The 16,419-nt window shown below is 70.0% G+C and carries 17 protein-coding genes; 6 read left to right on the forward strand and 11 right to left on the reverse strand.

What is annotated here, in order from left to right; genetic code table 11:
• Positions 1-40 precede the first annotated feature (40 nt).
• The gene (locus ABZ833_RS27670) at positions 41-1,561 is read left to right on the forward strand and encodes a helicase HerA-like domain-containing protein (protein WP_361051828.1); all 1,521 of its coding nucleotides are present in this window, start codon (positions 41-43) and stop codon (positions 1,559-1,561) included.
• Between the two features lie 44 nt (positions 1,562-1,605).
• Here the strand turns inward: ABZ833_RS27670 and ABZ833_RS27675 are convergent, their stop codons facing one another.
• The 3 genes from ABZ833_RS27675 to ABZ833_RS27685 all read right to left on the reverse strand — a co-directional run bounded on the left by ABZ833_RS27675 (position 1,606) and on the right by ABZ833_RS27685 (position 3,353).
• A complete protein-coding gene (locus ABZ833_RS27675) occupies positions 1,606-1,764 on the reverse strand; it encodes a hypothetical protein (RefSeq protein WP_361051608.1) in 159 nt (52 codons plus the stop codon).
• A gap of 69 nt (positions 1,765-1,833) precedes the next feature.
• Positions 1,834-2,148 (reverse strand): hypothetical protein, encoded by a 315-nt coding sequence (locus ABZ833_RS27680; protein ID WP_361051611.1) that lies wholly within the window; start codon positions 2,146-2,148, stop codon positions 1,834-1,836.
• 620 nt (positions 2,149-2,768) lie between these two features.
• Positions 2,769-3,353, reverse strand: coding sequence for an HhH-GPD-type base excision DNA repair protein (locus ABZ833_RS27685; RefSeq protein WP_361051614.1), 585 nt, complete (start codon positions 3,351-3,353; stop codon positions 2,769-2,771).
• 171 nt (positions 3,354-3,524) lie between these two features.
• Between ABZ833_RS27685 and ABZ833_RS27690 the strand changes: the two genes are divergently transcribed.
• Positions 3,525-5,126: an ABC-F family ATP-binding cassette domain-containing protein gene (locus ABZ833_RS27690; protein WP_361051617.1), complete on the forward strand. Its 1,602-nt coding sequence runs from the start codon at positions 3,525-3,527 to the stop codon at positions 5,124-5,126.
• A 67-nt stretch (positions 5,127-5,193) separates the two neighbouring features.
• Here the strand turns inward: ABZ833_RS27690 and ABZ833_RS27695 are convergent, their stop codons facing one another.
• Together ABZ833_RS27695 and ABZ833_RS27700 are read right to left on the reverse strand one after the other, a co-directional pair.
• The gene (locus ABZ833_RS27695; RefSeq protein WP_361051620.1) at positions 5,194-6,393 is read right to left on the reverse strand and encodes an SPFH domain-containing protein; all 1,200 of its coding nucleotides are present in this window, start codon (positions 6,391-6,393) and stop codon (positions 5,194-5,196) included.
• An 11-nt stretch (positions 6,394-6,404) separates the two neighbouring features.
• Positions 6,405-6,677, reverse strand: a complete 273-nt coding sequence (locus ABZ833_RS27700) for a hypothetical protein (protein WP_361051623.1) — start codon at positions 6,675-6,677, stop codon at positions 6,405-6,407.
• Between the two features lie 194 nt (positions 6,678-6,871).
• Here ABZ833_RS27700 and ABZ833_RS27705 point away from each other — a divergent pair, with 194 nt between their 5' ends.
• Positions 6,872-7,435 (forward strand): GNAT family N-acetyltransferase, encoded by a 564-nt coding sequence (locus ABZ833_RS27705; RefSeq protein WP_361051626.1) that lies wholly within the window; start codon positions 6,872-6,874, stop codon positions 7,433-7,435.
• On the opposite strand, the gene ABZ833_RS27710 is transcribed toward ABZ833_RS27705, so the two are convergent.
• Positions 7,375-8,322 carry a LysR family transcriptional regulator gene (locus tag ABZ833_RS27710; RefSeq protein ID WP_361051629.1) on the reverse strand — a complete coding sequence of 316 codons (948 nt, stop codon included), beginning with the start codon at positions 8,320-8,322 and terminating at the stop codon, positions 7,375-7,377. The two genes, ABZ833_RS27705 and ABZ833_RS27710, sit on opposite strands and share 61 nt — an antisense overlap.
• 165 nt (positions 8,323-8,487) lie before the next feature.
• On the opposite strand from ABZ833_RS27710, the gene ABZ833_RS27715 reads away from it, so the two are divergent.
• Entirely contained in the window at positions 8,488-8,973 is a 486-nt protein-coding gene (locus ABZ833_RS27715) for a cupin domain-containing protein (protein WP_361051632.1), read from the forward strand.
• A gap of 13 nt (positions 8,974-8,986) precedes the next feature.
• Here ABZ833_RS27715 and ABZ833_RS27720 read toward each other — a convergent pair whose 3' ends face one another.
• Positions 8,987-9,886, reverse strand: a complete 900-nt coding sequence (locus ABZ833_RS27720; RefSeq protein ID WP_361051635.1) for an acetylxylan esterase — start codon at positions 9,884-9,886, stop codon at positions 8,987-8,989.
• A gap of 68 nt (positions 9,887-9,954) precedes the next feature.
• Positions 9,955-10,818 carry an SGNH/GDSL hydrolase family protein gene (locus ABZ833_RS27725; RefSeq protein ID WP_361051638.1) on the reverse strand — a complete coding sequence of 288 codons (864 nt, stop codon included), beginning with the start codon at positions 10,816-10,818 and terminating at the stop codon, positions 9,955-9,957.
• 107 nt (positions 10,819-10,925) lie between these two features.
• Between ABZ833_RS27725 and ABZ833_RS27730 the strand changes: the two genes are divergently transcribed.
• Both ABZ833_RS27730 and ABZ833_RS27735 read left to right on the forward strand, forming a co-directional pair.
• Positions 10,926-12,158 carry a helix-turn-helix domain-containing protein gene (locus ABZ833_RS27730; protein ID WP_361051641.1) on the forward strand — a complete coding sequence of 411 codons (1,233 nt, stop codon included), beginning with the start codon at positions 10,926-10,928 and terminating at the stop codon, positions 12,156-12,158.
• Between the two features lie 189 nt (positions 12,159-12,347).
• Positions 12,348-13,727, forward strand: a complete 1,380-nt coding sequence (locus tag ABZ833_RS27735; RefSeq protein ID WP_361051644.1) for an FAD-binding oxidoreductase — start codon at positions 12,348-12,350, stop codon at positions 13,725-13,727.
• A gap of 270 nt (positions 13,728-13,997) precedes the next feature.
• Here the strand turns inward: ABZ833_RS27735 and ABZ833_RS27740 are convergent, their stop codons facing one another.
• The 3 genes from ABZ833_RS27740 to ABZ833_RS27750 all read right to left on the reverse strand — a co-directional run bounded on the left by ABZ833_RS27740 (position 13,998) and on the right by ABZ833_RS27750 (position 16,353).
• Complete coding sequence (locus ABZ833_RS27740; protein WP_361051647.1) at positions 13,998-14,420, reverse strand: PIN domain nuclease; 423 nt, start codon at positions 14,418-14,420, stop codon at positions 13,998-14,000.
• Positions 14,417-14,632 carry a type II toxin-antitoxin system VapB family antitoxin gene (locus ABZ833_RS27745; protein WP_361051650.1) on the reverse strand — a complete coding sequence of 72 codons (216 nt, stop codon included), beginning with the start codon at positions 14,630-14,632 and terminating at the stop codon, positions 14,417-14,419. The genes ABZ833_RS27740 and ABZ833_RS27745 overlap by 4 nt, the downstream gene beginning before the upstream one ends.
• A 788-nt stretch (positions 14,633-15,420) precedes the next feature.
• On the reverse strand, positions 15,421-16,353 hold the full coding sequence (locus tag ABZ833_RS27750; RefSeq protein ID WP_361051653.1) for a hypothetical protein: 933 nt from the start codon (positions 16,351-16,353) through the stop codon (positions 15,421-15,423).
• Positions 16,354-16,419: the final 66 nt, after the last annotated feature.

The raw sequence follows: 16,419 nt of genomic DNA on the forward strand, positions 1-16,419 counted from the left end.
CGAGGTCGTCAGTGGGGGTGCCGCTCTGCCGCAGGAAGCCATGGAGATCGTCTCCGGGTACGCCTTCAGCGGGCCCGCGCTGGATCTCGGCGCGCTCCTGTGGGACGGGCAGTGTCTGCCCGACGCCCAGATCCGCATCCCGCTGGCCATGCTCAACCGGCACGGGCTCGTCGCGGGGGCGACCGGCACCGGAAAGACGAAGACCCTCCAGCTCATCGCCGAGCAGCTGGCCGCGCAGGGAGTGCCGGTGTTCCTCGCCGACGTCAAGGGAGACGTCTCCGGGATCTCGCTCCCCGGGGAGAGCGGCGAGAAGGTCGCCGAGCGGGCGCGGGAGGTCGGCCAGACGTGGGAGGCGACGGGCTTCCCCAGCGAGTTCTACGCACTGGGCGGGATCGGTACCGGGATTCCGGTGCGGGCCACGATCACGAGCTTCGGCCCCGTGCTGCTCTCGAAGGTGCTTCAGCTGAACCAGACCCAGGAGCAGTCGCTCGGTCTGATCTTCCATTACGCCGACCAAAAAGGGCTTGAACTGGTCGATCTGAAGGATCTGCGGGCCGTGGTGACGTTCCTGACGTCGGACGAGGGCAAGTCCGAGCTCAAGGGGATCGGCGGTCTGTCCACGGTCACCGCGGGCGTCATCCTGCGGGCGCTTACCGCCTTCGAGGCGCAGGGCATGGGCGACTTCTTCGGGGAGCCGGAGTTCGACACGAGCGAGTTCCTGCGGGCGGCGCCGGACGGGCGCGGGCTCGTGTCGGTGCTCGAACTGCCCGCGGTGCAGGACAAGCCGCAGCTCTTCTCGACGTTCCTGATGTGGCTCCTGGCGGATCTCTACAACGACCTGCCCGAGGTGGGCGACGTGGAGAAGCCGAAGCTCGTCTTCTTCTTCGACGAGGCGCATCTGCTCTTCAACGGGGCGTCGAAGGCGTTCCTGGAGGCGATCACGCAGACCGTGCGGCTCATCCGGTCGAAGGGGGTCGGCGTCTTCTTCGTGACGCAGACGCCGAAGGACGTGCCCGGCGATGTCCTCGCCCAGCTGGGCAACCGGGTCCAGCACGCGCTGCGTGCGTTCACGCCGGACGACCAGAAGGCGCTGAAGGCGACGGTCAGGACGTTCCCGAACTCGGCGTACGACCTGGAGGAGACGCTGACCGCGATCGGCACGGGCGAGGCGGTGATCACGGTCCTGAGCGAGAAGGGCGCGCCCACGCCGGTGGCGGTGACGCGGCTGCGGGCGCCGGAGTCGCTGATGGGGCCGGTGGAGGCGGGGGCGCTCGATGCGGCGGTGAAGGGGTCGTTGTTGTACGGGCGGTATGCGGAGGCGGTGGATCGGGAGTCGGCCTACGAGAAGTTGACTGCGCGTCAGGCGGAGGCGGCTTCGGCCTCGGCTGCCGCCGAGGCAGCGGGGAAGGGCAAGACGGAGGGGGCTGGCTCTGGTTCTGGTTCTGTCGTTGATCAGGTCGTGGGGAGCGGGATCTTCAAGTCGCTTGCCCGGTCGTTGGGGACGCAGATCGGGCGGGAGATCTCGCGGTCGGTGTTCGGAACGGCTCGGCGCAGACGCTGAGGCCTGGCGGGGGCGTCTGGCGTCGGCGTCTGCGCCGAGTGGGGTCAGCGGCCGTTCTGCTCGGCGCTGTGCTTCTTCTTGTCGTGGTCCTCGTCGTCTTCTGCCTGTGACGGGGCCGGGGCGGTGGCGTCGGGGCCGGGAGCGTTGCGTACGGCTTCGGCGCGGAGGAGGGCGTGCAGGGCCGCGTACGGGTCGATGGGCATGGGTGTCTGTCCTGTCGTCGGTTCGATGCTGCTGCTGGTGGTGGTGGGTTCAGTCCGGGGCGGGGACTGTCAGCAGCGCAGGACGACGGAGCGTGGGGCGGGGAGGTGGATACGGCCGCGGGTGGGGAGGGGGCGGCTTCGGCGGGGTTCGCGGGGGCGAGCGGCTGCGGCGGTGGTGACGGGGACGGGGCGCTTTGTGCTGACGCGGAGTGCGCTGTCGGCGGTGTCCTGGTGGGCCTCGCCGGTGGGTTCGGTGGAGACGGCTGCGGGTGGGGCGGGGGCGGCTTCGGTGGGGGCCGCGGGGGCGAGGACGGCGCCCAGGAGGGCCAGCAGGATGAGGGCAGCGCGGAGCCACGCGGGGCGGGGTGACGCGGCGCGGCTCATGAGGGGTCATGTCCCCCGGCTGGACCCCGTTGGCATGGCCCGACGCCGAGATCCGCCCTCTTGGGCTACGCACACTGCGGGCGGCTGACGCCGGGTCTTGGGCGGTGCGGGGCTGTCTTGGGGGCGGGGCGGGCTGCTGGTGCGTGGGGGCTGCTGCGGGTCTGGTCCGTCTGTGGGGGCGGGGCCGTGCCGGTATGTCCGTCCTCGCTATCGTCCGGTGGCCGTGGGGTTGCTTCGCTGCTGGAGCGCCGCGAACCGTGCTCCGGGCGGACATACCGGCCCGTCCCCTCACGGGCGCTCCCGGCTGCGGGTGCGTGAGGGCCGACCTCTCTGACTGCTGAGGGGAGGCGTCTTTGACGACGCTCCCCACCCACCCCCGTCTCTGTCGTTCACCCACCCACCGCGTGGACCTCCCCGCCCGCCCCTGTTTCTGTCGTTCACCCACCCACCGCGTGGACCTCCCCACCCGCCCCTTGTCACCGCGGGGCAATCGGGTGGGTGGGCGGGAAAGCTTGTTCGGTCAGGGGTGGATGCGGGGTGATCGGGCGGGTGGGTGGGAGAGGCTTGTTCGGTCAGGGGGGTGCCGGGGGTTGGAGCTAGGGCGGCTGCCCAAGTGGGGGTTACTTGCCGGAGGCCTTCGCTGCTGCCTTCAGTTGTTGCTTGTGGGTGCGGACCCTTTGCAGGGATTCCGGGCCCGTGATGTCCGCGACCGAGCGGTACGCGTCCGGCTCCCCGTACGCCCCCGCCGCCTCCCGCCAGCCCGAAGGCCGTACGCCCAGCTGCTTGCCGAGCAGGGCCAGGAAGATCTGGGACTTCTGCTTGCCGAAGCCGGGGAGGTCGTTCAGGCGCTTCAGGAGGTCCTTGCCGGAGGCGGCGCCCTCCCACAGGGCGGTGGGGTCGCCCTCGTAGTGCTCCACCAGGTAGGCGCAGAGCTGCTGGATCCGCTTCGCCATCGATCCGGGATAGCGGTGCACCGCCGGTTTGGTGGAGAGCAGCGCCGCGAACTCGTCGGGGTCGTACGCCGCGATCTCATGCGCGTCGAGATCGTCAGCGTTCAACCGCCGCGCGATCGTATGCGGGCCGGCGAACGCCCACTCCATCGGAACCTGCTGGTCGAGCAGCATCCCGACGAGCGCGGCCAGCGGACTGCGGCCGAGGAGCTCATCGGCTTCCGGCTCCTGGGCCAGGTGCAGGGTGGCGTCCATGGAGTCGATCATCCCCCGTGCGGCGGGGCTTCGCACGGTGCCCGAAATCCGCGTGCGGCCGCGGCGCCCGCCCCGTTAGCCTCGTCGTATGTCTACGCCCCGCATCTCCTAGCCAGGACACCGGTCTCCACGTCACCCGTGTGTCCATTCGCTACTGCGGAGCGTTACCCCATGATCACCGCCCGACGCATCGACGTCCGCGGCGGCGCCCGCCTCCTGCTGGCCGGCGCCTCCTTCCACATCGCCCCCGGCGACCGCATCGGCCTCGTGGGCCGCAACGGCGCCGGCAAGACCACGCTGCTCAAGACCCTCGCGGGGCAGCTCGCCCCCGCCGCGGGCAGCCTCACGACCACCGGCTCCGTCGGTTACCTCGCCCAGGACCCCGCCGCCGCCGACCCGCACGGCACCGTCACCGCCCGCATCCTCTCCGCCCGCGGCCTCGACCGCGCGGCGCAGGACCTGCGTACCGCCGAGCGCGCGATGGCCGCCGCCGGAAGCGACACCGAGCAGCGCAGGGCCATGGCCGCCTACGCCCGCGCGGACGACGCGTTCCAGGCGCGGGGCGGGTACGCCGCCGAGGCGGAGGCCGCACGCGTGGCCGCCGGGCTCGGGCTGCCCGAGCGCCTGATGGACGCACCGGTGGGTCACCTCTCCGGCGGCCAGCGGCGCCGCGTCGAGCTGGCCCGGATCCTGTTCTCGCGCCACGACACCCTGCTGCTCGACGAGCCGACCAACCATCTGGACGCCGATTCGGTGGGCTGGCTGCGGGGGTATCTGGGGTCATGGAGTGGTGGGCTCGTGCTCATCAGTCATGACGTCGGGCTGCTCGCGGACACCGTCAATCGCGTCTTCGTGGTCGACCCCGGCCGCGCGGCCCTCGACGTGCACAACACCGGCTGGCACACCTATCTCGACCAGCGCGCCGCGGACGAGCGGCGGCGCGCCCGTGAGCGGGCCAACGCGGAGCGGAAGGCCGCTTCGCTGCGCAGTCAGGCGGAGAAGATGCGCTCGCACGTCGCCACCGCCACCGCCGCGAAGAACATGACCCGCCGCGCCGACCGGATGCTCGCCGCCACCGAGGCCGTGCGGAGGGACGAGCGGGTCGCGCGGATCCGGCTGCCCGAACCCGCGCCGTGCGGGCGTACGCCGCTCGGTGCGGTCAGTCTGGTGAAGGCGTACGGCGGGCGTGGGGTGCTCGGCGGTGTCGATCTCGCGGTCGACCGGGGGAGCAGGCTCGTCGTCCTCGGGCTGAACGGAGCGGGGAAGACCACCCTGCTGCGCATCCTCGCCGGGGCCGAACTCCCCGACAGCGGACGGGTGGTGCACGGCCACGGCGCCCGGCTCGGCTACTTCGCGCAGGAGCACGACACCCTCGACGGCGGGATGACGGTGCGCGAGAATCTCGCCGCCACCGCGCCCGGTCTCACGGACGGCGAGGTGCGGGGCGTCCTGGGGTCCTTCCTGTTCCGCGGGGACGACGCCGACAAGCCCGCCGCGGTGCTCTCCGGCGGCGAGAAGACGCGGCTCGCGCTCGCGGGGCTCGTGCACTCGGGGGCGAACGTCCTGCTCCTCGACGAGCCCACCAACAACCTCGACCCGGCCTCGCGCGACGAGGTGCTCGGCGCGGTGGGGACGTATCCGGGCGCGATCGTGATGGTGACGCACGACGAGGGGGCCATCGACGCGCTGCGGCCCGATCGCGTGCTGCTCCTGCCGGACGGGACCGAGGACCTGTGGAGTCCGGACCACCGGGAGCTCGTCGCGCTCGCCTAGGGCGGGTGCGAGGTGCTCCGGCTGCGACCCGGCCCGCATTCGACAGGGAGCCGGGCCGCCCACGGGGCTACTGGATCTCTACGGGGCCGTCGCCCTTGCCGCCGTCCGCCCGGCCGTTGGCGGGGGCGCCCAAGTAGCGCTTGATGTCGACCGGTTCGCGCTCGCCCTGCGCCTGCGCCTGCGCGGTGGGCGTACCGAGGTTGTTGCGCACCGAGTCCAGGATCGTCAGGCCCTGCCCGACGAGTCCGGCCGCGATCTCGCCGAGGCCGTCCGCGCCGTTCAGGACGTTGACGTTGGCGCCGGAGAGACCTGTCGCCGCCTCCTTCACGATCAGCGGCAGCTGGTCGATCAGCATCCGGTCCAGCGCGACACGGTCGTACGACGCGGCCGCCTCCGCCTGGATCTTCATCCGCTCGGCCTCGGCGAGTGCAAGGACCCGGATGCGCTCGGCGTCGGCCTCCGCCGGCTTGACCACCTCGGCGACCAGCTGCTGCTGGCGCAACTGGGCGGCGCGCTCGGCCAGTTCGGTGCGCGCGTCGAGCACCTCCTGCTGGGCGTGCGCCTCCGCGAGGGGGCCCGCCTGGGCGGCCTTGGCCTGGGCCCGCTCGACCTCGGCGGAGTACTGGGCCTGCACGATCGCGGTCTGCCGCGCGTACTCGGCCTGGTTCCGCGCCGCCTCCTGCTCGGCCTCTGCGGACGCTTGGGTGGCCTGTGCCTGGGCGATCTGCGCCTGGCGCTGGATGGCTGCCTTGTGCGGGGCGGACATCGCTTCGATGTAGCCGGTCTCGCCGTCGTCGATCGACTGGATCTGCAGCGAGTCCACGTGCAGGCCGATCTTCGCCATCTCGGACTTCGAGGTGTCCAGGACCTCGGTGGCGAGCTTCTGCCGCTCGGTGACGATCTCCTCGACCGTCATCGAACCGATGATGGAACGCAGATGACCGGAGAAGATCCGGCCGGTCAGAAGCGACATCTGGTCCTGGTCGGAGAGGAAGCGCTGGCCCGCGTTGACGATGCTCTCCGTGTCGTTGCCGACCTTGAAGGCGATCACGGCCCGCACGGTCAGGGCGATGCCCTGCCGGGTCACGCAGGTCTCGGCGACCTCCGCCTCGCACATGGACAGCGTAAGGAAGCGGGTCTTGCGGAAGATGGGCAGCACGAACTTGCCGTGCCCCGTCACCACCCGGAACGGGGCGCCGCCCAGGCCTCGTCTGCCGCCGGAGATCAGCATCGCCTCATCGGGGGCGGGAACGCGGTAACCGAACATCGATCGACTCCTCAGCCGGCGCCGTCGGCGCGGTCGCCGTCCAGCGCGTTCAACGGGCCCAACGGGTCCAACGGGTCTGCCCACTTGATGACATCGACCTGGCGGCTGCCCCGTGAATCGATCACGAGCACGGTGGCGCCGCGCGGCAGCGGCTCGTCGGACCAGGCGAGAAACGTCTCGGAACCTCCTCGGATCCGCACCAGGACCTCTCCTGGCCCCGCGGATCCGCGTGTACCGATGACGAGTTCACCGGTACAGCCGATCACAGCCTCATCCGGCGCCATCGTCGGCCGCCTCCCCCATGTCATGCAGGCTCTGTCTGATCCTGACCATAGCGGCAGGCGGGCGGGCCGCCCATGCCCGGCAGGGTCATCCGACCGTCAAGAACGAGGGCTCCCCGCCCGCCCGTTCACCCCGCGGCGCCCCTCTGAGGCAGGAGCGACCGCAGCCCCCTGCGCCCCTGTGCTTGCATACGTTGATGCGCCACGACACCGCCCCTCGCGTCCGCCCCCGCCGCGCCTCCGACCTCCCCGCCTGCGTGGAAGCCCTCGGCCAGGTGCACATCGCCGACGGGTACCCCACCAACTGGCCCGAGCGGCCGGGCGACTGGCTGGCCGGGGGATCGCTGATCGGGGCCTGGGTGGCCGAGCTCGGCGGTCGCGTCGTCGGCCATGTCGCGCTCTGCCGGAGCGGGGCGGACGACGTGGCCCCTGCCCTGTGGAGCGGGCGCGAGGGCCTGGCGGGGGAGCGGGTCGCCGTCGTCAGCCGGCTGTTCGTCGCGCCCGGGGCCCGCGGGCACGGGATCGGGGCGATGCTGCTGGACCGGGTCGTCGCCGAGGCGGGGGAGTTGGGGCTGGCCACCGTCCTGGACGTCGTCGCGTCCGACACCTCGGCCATCGCGCTCTACGAACGTACGGGCTGGCGATTCCTCGGCACCGACGAGCAGCACTGGACTCCGCGGCAGACCGTCATCGTGCGGTCTTACGCCGCACCCGAGGTCGAGGTCGAGGTCGACGCCGCCCCCGAAGCCTCTGCCAGCTGAGTCACCGCCGACCGCAGCGCCTCCAGGAGTCCCCCTACCGCCGGGCGGTCCGGCGCCGGGCCCCGTACCGCCGCGTAGATCGAGCGGATCGGCACCGGGTTGTGGACCTCGCGGACCACCACGCCGGAGTGGGGCGTGCCCAGGCCGAGTTCGGGGACCAGGCTGACGCCGAGGCCCGCGGCGACGAAGCCCTGTGCCGTGGCGTAGTCCCCACTCTCCACCACGAAGTCCGGGCTGAAACCGGCCGCGCCGCACGCCTCGAGGATGGGGTCGAGGCACGGCCCCGGCGACTCGCTGGCGACCCACGGCTCGTCGGCCAGGTCCGTCATGTCGAGCAGCTGCTTCGCGGCGAGCGGGTGCCCCGCCGGGAGCACGGCGTGGTAGCGGTCGTCCAGGAGATGCTCGAACCGGACCCCGTCCACGCCCAGTTGGCCCCGCGGTCTGACCACCAGTGCCAGATCCGCCCGCCGGTCCCGCACCTCGGGCATCGGGTCGTCGGGATCCGACAGCTTCAACTCGACCTGTACGCGGGGCTGCGCGCGCCGCAGCGCGGCCAGTGCCGGGGCGACGAGTGTCGAGCCCGCCGTCGTGAAGTACCGCATCGAGACCCGGCCCGTCCGCCCCTCCCGCAGCTCGGCGAGCGCGGTCTCCGCCTCGGCGATCTGCTTGCCGATCGTGACCGCGTACTCGGTGAGCAGCCGCCCGGCGTCCGTCGGCCGCACCCCGCGGCCGGTGCGCTCCAGGAGGGCGATGCCCGCCTCCTTCTCCAGGGCGGCCATCTGCTGGCTCACCGCGGAGGGCGTGTACCCGAGGTTGCGGGCCGCGGCCGTCACGGAGCCACTGGTGACCACCGCCCGGAGGACCTGCATGCGCCGCGTATCAAGCATGCAGTCCAGCTTAACTCTCCCCCTCAATTCTTACGTACAACTAATGAGGGAGGCGGGCGAGCGGTGGATAAAGTCAGCACCCGGTGCGCGACAAGTGAGCAACGACCGGCTGTGTCACCCACGGCTGTGTCACCCACGACCGTGTCACGGACGAAGGAGCGGAACATGTCCTACCCAGAGCCGCGCTATCTCGGCGAAGAAGGCGAGATCAACGCGGTGTTCAGGCCCGCCGACCAGGAGCCCGAGCTGGTCCGCCCCGGCGGGAACGCCACGCACTACCTCGCGACGCACGCCTCCACCGGCGGCGAGTTCGGCCTCTACAAAGTGGATCTGGGCCCGAAGTCGCCCGGCCCGAGCACCCACTTCCACAAGTCGATCTCGGAGTCCTTCTTCGTCCTGTCAGGACAGGTCCAGCTCTACGACGGCGACCGCTGGATCACCGGCGGCCCCGGCGACTTCCTCTACGTCCCGGTCGGCGGCCTGCACGCCTTCAAGAACGACAGCGACGACCCCGCTTCCATGATCATGCTCTTCTCGCCGGGCGCCCCGCGCGAGGAGTACTTCGAGCAGGTGGCGGAGATGGCCCAGAAGGGCGGCAAGGAGTTCGGCGAGTTCCTCGTCAAGCACGACAGCTTCTTCGTCGACCGCTGAGGGAGAGAGCGGATCAGCCGCCGTGCCCGGTCGCCCGTGCGTTGCGCCGGAAGTCCGACCAGACCGGTGAGGAGCAGGCACCGCAGTCGGCGCCGAAGAACTCGCCGCGCGCTTCCTGGTCGCCCATCAGGAAGTAGCGGAACCAGGCGGTGACCGGGCCCCGGAACCCGCCGCCGTCCCCGGCGGGGGTCACGTGCGTGGCGCCCGCCAACTCCCCGTAGACGGCGGGAATGTGGTCCGCGCTCTCGTACCGGGGGATCACCAGGAGCTCGGGGACCACCACCGGATCGTGCTCGCCGCCGAGGATGAACATGGGGCCCTTGAGTGCGCCGACGCTGCCCAGGGGGCCCGGCTCGATGGGGACGGTGACGTCGACGCGCGGGTCGGCACCGGCGTTGATCGCCCCGCCGCCGCCCTGCGAGTGGCCCGACGCACCGACCTTCTCCAGGTCGACCTTGCCGTAGTACGGGCTCTTGGGGTCATCGGCTGTCTTCTTCACCACGTCAAGGCCGCCGAGCATGGCGTGGCCGGTCCCCGACTGGGTGGTGTTCGCGGCGACCACGATGAACCCGTGCGACGCGAGGTGCTTCAGGAGACCGTCGTAGATGACCGGGGTCACGAACGTGCCGTTGCCCCAGATGATTACCGGGTGCTTCGTGCAGCCCCTGCTGCCGAGTTCGGTCGGGCGCAGGATGGTGTGGCCCAGCCCGGCGCGCTCCTTGGTCACGGCGAAGGGCCCGTCGTCGGCCCACCGGCCGCCCACCGAAGGGCAGTCGGCGGCCGTGTGGGCCGTCGTCGCCCCCGGTCCGGTGTCCGGCTGCGCGAGCGACTGGCCGGTCAGAGCGGCCGACAGCGCGAGCGATGCGGCGAGCACGGCGGCGGACCGCCGCCAGGCCCTGCGGATTCCTGGCATACGGGTCTCCTGTCCTGGGGCTCCTGAGGCTTCTGGGGCTACTGAGGCGCAAGCGCGGGCGCGGGCCGTCACGGGCGGGCCGCGGCCTGGGCGACGGCCGTCCCGAAGGCGGCCATGCCGCGGGCGTTGGGGTGCAGCGGGGCCGCGACGCTGGTGGGCACCAGGCCCTCGATGTAGCGCTCGGCCGGTGCGGCGCAGGTGTCGTGTCCGGCGCTGACGGCGGCGGTGTCGACGTAGGTGGCGCCGTGGGCCCGGCTCTGTTCGGCGAGCACGCCGTTGAGCTGGTTCACGCGCGCCTGGAGGTAGTTGGCGTCCTTGTCCCACAGGGGCTGGGTTGGCCAGCAGCCGTCCTTGCGGACGTAGGTGGCGTAACCCGCCACGACGACACGGGCGTTCGGCGCGCGCCGGTGCACCTCGTCCAGGGCCTGCCCGAAGGTGGCGCTCCAGGCGTCGATGGCCTTCGCGGTGGGATCGCCCTCGGCGGCGGCGGTGTCGGCGCAGGAGATGCCGGTGGGCTTCGGCAGGAGGTTGACGCAGCCGAGCGCCTGGGCGACGAGGCTGACGTCGTTGCCGCCGATGGTCAGGGTCACCAGGTCGGTGCCGGGCTCGAGAGCCTCGTACTGGGGCGCGAGGAGCCCGAACTGCCGCCCGGAGAAGTCGCTCACCTTCGCGCCCGAGCAGCTGACGTCGGTGAGCTTCGCGCCCAGGGCCTTGGCCGCCACGGCCGGGTAGTTCCGGTCGGAGCGCAGACAGGACAGCTGGCTCTGGCCGGGGATGAGGGGACCCGCGGCGAACGAGTCGCCGATGGCGACGTACTCCAGGGGCTCGTCGGCCTTCGACGACACCGCCCCGGCGGCCGGAGCCGTTCCGATGACGCAGGCGGACAGGGCGGCGGCCATGACCGCGGTGGTACGGGCGCGTGTGGGGCGCACGGGCTCTCCTGTGTGGGGTGTACCGGGGGTAACGGACGCCCTTATGATCCGGGCCATCGCGGCCTCGGTGTCCTAGGCGCGCAACCAGACTTTCCGAGAGGTCAGTTGTGACCGGTGACAAAAGCGTGGGCCGCTTCCTGATCGCCGACGTACCTGGCCTCGCCGCGACGGTCACCCGGCGCATCGCGGACGACCTCCCGGTCTACGGCCGGCTGCCCGCGGAGGAACTGCACGGAGACGTCAGGGCCATCGTCGTCATGACGATCCGTGCCTTCGCCGAGGTGCTGCGCACGGAGCGGATGCCGCCCCCGGAGTTCCTGGAGGCGGTGCGCCGCTCGGCTGCCAGACGGGCGGAGGAACGCCTCCCCGTGGACGCGGTCGTCAGCGCCTATCACTACGGGGCCCGCATCTGCGTCGAGGAGGTGGCGGCGACGGTCGAACCGCAGGACCTGATCGAGGCCCACCGGCTGCTGCTCGACTGCCTGCGGGAGATCACTGCCGCCGTCACATCGGGATACGTGGAGGAGAGCCAGTCGCTGATCGGGGAGCGGGACGCGGCCCGGCACACGGCCCTGTCCGCACTCCTCGACGGCCTCGACGACCGGGTGGACGCCGGCGGCGCCCGACTCGACCCCGCCCACCTCGGGATACGCCTCCCGCCCTGCTATCTGGTGCTCGCCTTCACGATCGGCCGCCATCCCGACGAGGACCGCGAGGACGTCGACGCCACCGTGGCATCCCGGCGCAAGATCAGACGCCTGCGTACGGAGCTCGACCGCGCCCTCGGCCACTCCGTCCTCTCCCGCCTGTCCGCCGACGAGGGCCTCGCGCTCATCCCGTCCGAGACCGCACCGGACCGTGCGCCCGAAGCCGACCGGGCACGCCTCGAGAACCTGACGCGATCCCTCATCACCGTCAGCGGAGTGCCCCTGACGGCGGGGGTCGCCGCGAGCGCACCGGCCGGCGTCCCGCACGCCGTCCGCCTCGCCACCGAACTGCGCGACACCGCGGTGGGCACGGGACGGCCGCCGGGCGTCTACCCCCTGACGGCGCTGCTCCTCGACTACCAGCTCACCCGCGCGAGCCCCGCCCGCGCCCACCTGGCCGCCCTCCTGTCCCCTCTGGCGGAGGGCCCGGACCTGACGGCGACCCTGCGGACGTACTTCGCGTCGAACCTGGACCGCAGACGGACGGCGGAACGCCTGCACGTGCACCCCAACACCGTCGACTACCGCCTGCGCCGCATCGCGGCCCTGACCGGCCTCGACGTCGCCGCGCACACGGATCTGCTGACGCTGCGGGCGGCACTGACGGCGTACGACGCGTCGGGGACGTCCTGAGGACGGGCGTGATGAGGGCAGGCGTGCCACCCGCCGATTGCGGGCCGGGCCGACCGGCGGGATCCTGGAGAGGTCAGCTCTGCTGCTGGCGGGGGGCGCCAGGACGCCGGCGCACATCCGCTCACCGACGGCCCGACAGGGGAGAGGCCGGGTGGGAGAAGCGGTCCGCGTCTCGGCAAGGAGCCCGTCATGGACGGCACCACCCTCGACGACATGAGAGCCGCGCTCCGCGGCCCGGTCATCGGCCCGCAGGACCCCGAGTACGACCGGGCCCGCACGATCTACAACGCGATGATCGACCGGCGCCCTGCCGCCCTCGTGCGGTGCTCCGACGCCGCGGACGTCATGGCCGCCGTCGACTTCGTCCGCGAGCGGGACCTGGAACTCGCCGTCCGGGGCGGCGGCCACAGCGGCGCCGGGCTCTGCGAGGTCGACGACGGCGTCACCATCGACCTGTCGCCCATGCGCTGGGCACGCGTCGACCCGGTGGCGAGGACGGCCCGGGTCGGCGGCGGCAGCCAGCTCGGCGACCTCGACCACGCGGCCCACGCCTTCGGCCTCGCGACCCCCGCCGGAATCATGTCGACGACGGGCGTCGGGGGCCTCACCCTCGGCGGCGGCCACGGCCACCTCACCCGCAAGTACGGCCTGACGATCGACAACCTCGTCGCGGCGGACGTCGTCCTGGCCGACGGCAGCTTCGTCACCGCGAGCGAGTCCCAGCACCCGGACCTGTTCTGGGCCCTGCGCGGCGGCGGCGGGAACTTCGGCATCGTGACGTCGTTCCGCTTCCGCCTGCACCCGGTGGGCGACGTGGTCGTCGCGGTCACTGTGTGGCCCGTCGACATGACCCGCGACGTGCTGCGCTGGTACCGCGACTTCCTGCCGCAGGCACCCGACGACCTGAACGGCTTCTTCGCCGCACTCAGCGTCCCGCCCGGCCCGCCGTTCCCGGAGGAGATACACGGCCAGAAGATGTGCGGTGTCGTGTGGTGCTGGACGGGCGACCCGGACGACGCCGAGAAGATCCTGGCCGCGGTGAATGAACCCGGCCCGCCCGCCTTCCACTTCACCGCGCCGATGCCCTACCCGGCGCTGCAGAGCATGTTCGACGAGCTGATCCCCACCGGACTCCAGTGGTACTGGCGCGGCGACTTCTTCGACCGGATCACCGACGACGCGATCGACGTGCACGCCAAGTACGCCGAGAACCTCCCCACCGACCTGTCGACCATGCACCTCTACCCCGTGGACGGAGCCGCCGCCCGCGTCGACCAGGAAGACACCGCGTGGGGCTACCGCGACGCGGTCTGGTCAGGAGTCATCGGCGGCATCGACCCGGACCCGGCCAACGCGGGGACGATCAGACAGTGGTGCGTCGACTACTGGGAAGAGCTGCACCCGCACTCCATGGGCGGCGCCTACGTGAACTTCATCGGCGAGGGCGAGAGCCAGAGCCGCGTGAAGGCCACCTACCGCGACCACTACGCCCGGCTCACCCGCATCAAGAACGCCTACGACCCGGAGAACCTCTTCCACGCCAACCAGAACATCGCGCCGGCCTCGTGAGCTCTTGCGGGGAACACCGGGGCGGGGACACGGGGCGGAGAACGTCGAAGGGCCCCACCGCGAACGGTGGGGCCCTGCAACGTTAGTGCCCGGTGAGGCACTGGCGGAGGATACGAGATTCGAACTCGTGAGGGGTTGCCCCCGACACGCTTTCCAAGCGTGCGCCTGACCGTTCTTGCTGGTGCGGGAAAGTCCTGACCTGCGGTTGGATGGGATTCTGAGCGGTGCTGTACACCCGTAAGCCCAACCAGAACTGCAGCCACACACGAACTACTTGCCTGGCTCGGGGCCATACCACTGGAGAGCCTGCCCGGTGACAGCGGCGATGCAGTCGAAGTCCCGGTCACGATGCAGCAGGGTCAGCCCCTGGAGCTCGGCCGTCGCAGCCACGACAAGGTCAATGGCTCCCGCACTCCGATGCTGCCCCCGTTGAGTCAGGGCTTCTTGCACCTGCCAGGCACGCGTGTAGGCGCGATCATCGACCGCGACCCAGCCGAAGATCATCCGCATGTCCTCGACGCCCTGCGACCGGTCTTCGGCGGAACGTGCGCTGTAGAAGAACTCCAACTCGGTGATGGGGCAGGTGGCGATCAGCCCGGCTGCGGCAGCCTGGTCCCATCCGTACTGCTCCGCATCACTGCGCATGAACCGGGCGAGTGCGCTGGTATCGATCAGGAACTGGGCCGCGTTCACCGGCGGTAGTTCCCCTTGGCCTCGAAGAGGCCCAGGTCGAAGGCGCCGTCGCCAGTCGCGGCACGCAGGCGAGTAAGCGCGAGAGCTCGTCGCCGGTTCTCCAGTACCTCACGGAGAGCAGTGTTGACGGTTTCCTTCTTAGTTCCGGTGCCGAGTGCTTTGGCCACGTCGGCCACCAGCTCGTCATCGAGATCGATCACGGTTCGACTCATCGGCACCTCCGTAGATATAAGAACTCGCATCGAGTATATACATCAAGGGTTCATGTGGCTCAGCGCGTGACGCTGCCAGTACGTGCTCGCAGGCCCGCTGGGTCGGCCCGGATGGCATGCGCATGTGTGCTGTCGTCGACGAGCGGTTGCAAGGGGCGGCCGGTGACATGGGTGCCCATTTCTACGGCGCGGCGATCGAGCGCCAGGGCGGGCGGGTCATGCTCTCGATGCCCACTGGGCGCAGCGGACTGGAGAGGGATACCGCGTCGCCAGCACCCTCCCGCCTCATACCTTCGGTGCCGCGCTTGCGGGTCTCCCGGACCCGTTTGCCACAGACAAGGGTGGGGAGCAGATGCCAACGGGGCAGCTCACAGGTGTGGCCTCCCCGAGGAGTGAGGAGATCCTCGAGCGAGGTTCCACAGACCCAAACAGACCCGTCCTGAGACGGCCGATGTCGAAGGGCCCCCACCGAGAACGGTGGGGGCCCTTCGACATCGTGCCCAGCCAGGCACTGGTGGAGGGCATGAGACGCGTACTCGCTGGTGCCACTTCTTGCCGCCCCGTTCGGCTGTGTGGCGTAGTAGCCATACTCGGATTCGCCTTCGGCCGTTCCAGCAGAATATTTCCGGAAAGCTGTCTCACGGCATGGTAGTGAGGAACCGAAACGCCTATCAGTCGACCGTGGATGGTTAATAGGGTGAAGCTCATTCACCCATTTAACCATCTGGTGGTGACGGGCGCTGAGATAGGTGCGCAGACGGCAGAACGGGCGGCGTTGAAACTACTTATCAATACACATCGGGGATTTTCTCCCTCATTCCTGTTGAACCCTTTCCTGCGCTTACAGGCAGCATGCCCTCTTCTGATTTGTCATCGTAGATGAATCTGAGAAACTTCAGCTTCTCGCCTCTGGCGTGAGCGTTCCATGCTTTCACGGTCGTTCCATATAGTACAGTTTTGTCTCTATAGGACAGAGAACGGTCCATTCGCGCGATGGCCCTGTTGCGCAAGAGGAGGACGGGGTTACCCTTCGACATTTCTTCGCCCAAGATCATGCCTTCGACGAATGCATCAATCGCTCCCGGGTTCATTCCGCGAGATGCCTGTGCGAGGACCGCCAGCATGTTTGTCGACGAGCTTCCGCAAGCCCGGTAGATACGTGACGCTGCGGGGGCGTATTCTTGCAGCTCAGGCCATTGATCCACGGTTTCGAATACGACGTCGTTATCGAAGCTGCCACGGTGCATGAATGATGCTTCGCTGCCGTTTTCCCGGCACACCTCAGCGAAGAGGATGATCCTGGCCGCCCCCTTGATGATGTTTGCGTTGGTCACTCGCATAAATTGCGACGGGACGCGTCCGTAGCCGGTATCAATCACGGCAAACGTGGATGGGTCGGCACCGACGTGCACCCTCATTGGGACCACGGTTTTGGAGTGGATTACGGCCAGCAGGCGGTGTTGTCCATCGATCAGGTTTCCCTGGCTATCGAAGGCGATTGATTGGTGTGTCAGCTTCCAGCGGCCCTCCTCCATGGCTTTTGCGTATCGCTTCACTCGTAGGGTGGACGCCTTTCTGTTCCCCTCAAGGTTCCTTCTGAGCCACTTCTCGGCCAAGTCCGCCCCAACCCAGTAATCTCCGGAGCGTACGGGGATTCCGTTCTCGTTTAGTGTCGGAACGCGGAATGCGTAACCATCTTCGGGTCTGTTGATCTCGCTCATGTCGGCGAAGCCAATCATGGTTACGCAGGCGAAGAAATGTTTCTTTGCTGCATCGTAGAGTTTCCA

This window comes from Streptomyces sp. NPDC047525 (assembly GCF_040643025.1).
Classification (GTDB): domain Bacteria; phylum Actinomycetota; class Actinomycetes; order Streptomycetales; family Streptomycetaceae; genus Streptomyces; species Streptomyces durmitorensis.

Coding starts and splice junctions, on each gene's coding strand:
- ABZ833_RS27680 (WP_361051611.1), bottom strand. CDS start 2,148: ATGAGCCGCGCCGCGTCACCCCGCCCCGCGTGGCTCCGCGCTGCCCTC.
- ABZ833_RS27670 (WP_361051828.1), top strand. CDS start 41: ATGGAGATCGTCTCCGGGTACGCCTTCAGCGGGCCCGCGCTGGATCTC.
- ABZ833_RS27700 (WP_361051623.1), bottom strand. CDS start 6,677: ATGGCGCCGGATGAGGCTGTGATCGGCTGTACCGGTGAACTCGTCATC.
- ABZ833_RS27715 (WP_361051632.1), top strand. CDS start 8,488: ATGTCCTACCCAGAGCCGCGCTATCTCGGCGAAGAAGGCGAGATCAAC.
- ABZ833_RS27745 (WP_361051650.1), bottom strand. CDS start 14,632: ATGAGTCGAACCGTGATCGATCTCGATGACGAGCTGGTGGCCGACGTG.
- ABZ833_RS27685 (WP_361051614.1), bottom strand. CDS start 3,353: ATGGACGCCACCCTGCACCTGGCCCAGGAGCCGGAAGCCGATGAGCTC.
- ABZ833_RS27720 (WP_361051635.1), bottom strand. CDS start 9,886: ATGCCAGGAATCCGCAGGGCCTGGCGGCGGTCCGCCGCCGTGCTCGCC.
- ABZ833_RS27675 (WP_361051608.1), bottom strand. CDS start 1,764: ATGCCCATCGACCCGTACGCGGCCCTGCACGCCCTCCTCCGCGCCGAA.
- ABZ833_RS27695 (WP_361051620.1), bottom strand. CDS start 6,393: ATGTTCGGTTACCGCGTTCCCGCCCCCGATGAGGCGATGCTGATCTCC.
- ABZ833_RS27750 (WP_361051653.1), bottom strand. CDS start 16,353: ATGAGCGAGATCAACAGACCCGAAGATGGTTACGCATTCCGCGTTCCG.
- ABZ833_RS27735 (WP_361051644.1), top strand. CDS start 12,348: ATGGACGGCACCACCCTCGACGACATGAGAGCCGCGCTCCGCGGCCCG.
- ABZ833_RS27690 (WP_361051617.1), top strand. CDS start 3,525: ATGATCACCGCCCGACGCATCGACGTCCGCGGCGGCGCCCGCCTCCTG.
- ABZ833_RS27710 (WP_361051629.1), bottom strand. CDS start 8,322: ATGCTTGATACGCGGCGCATGCAGGTCCTCCGGGCGGTGGTCACCAGT.
- ABZ833_RS27705 (WP_361051626.1), top strand. CDS start 6,872: ATGCGCCACGACACCGCCCCTCGCGTCCGCCCCCGCCGCGCCTCCGAC.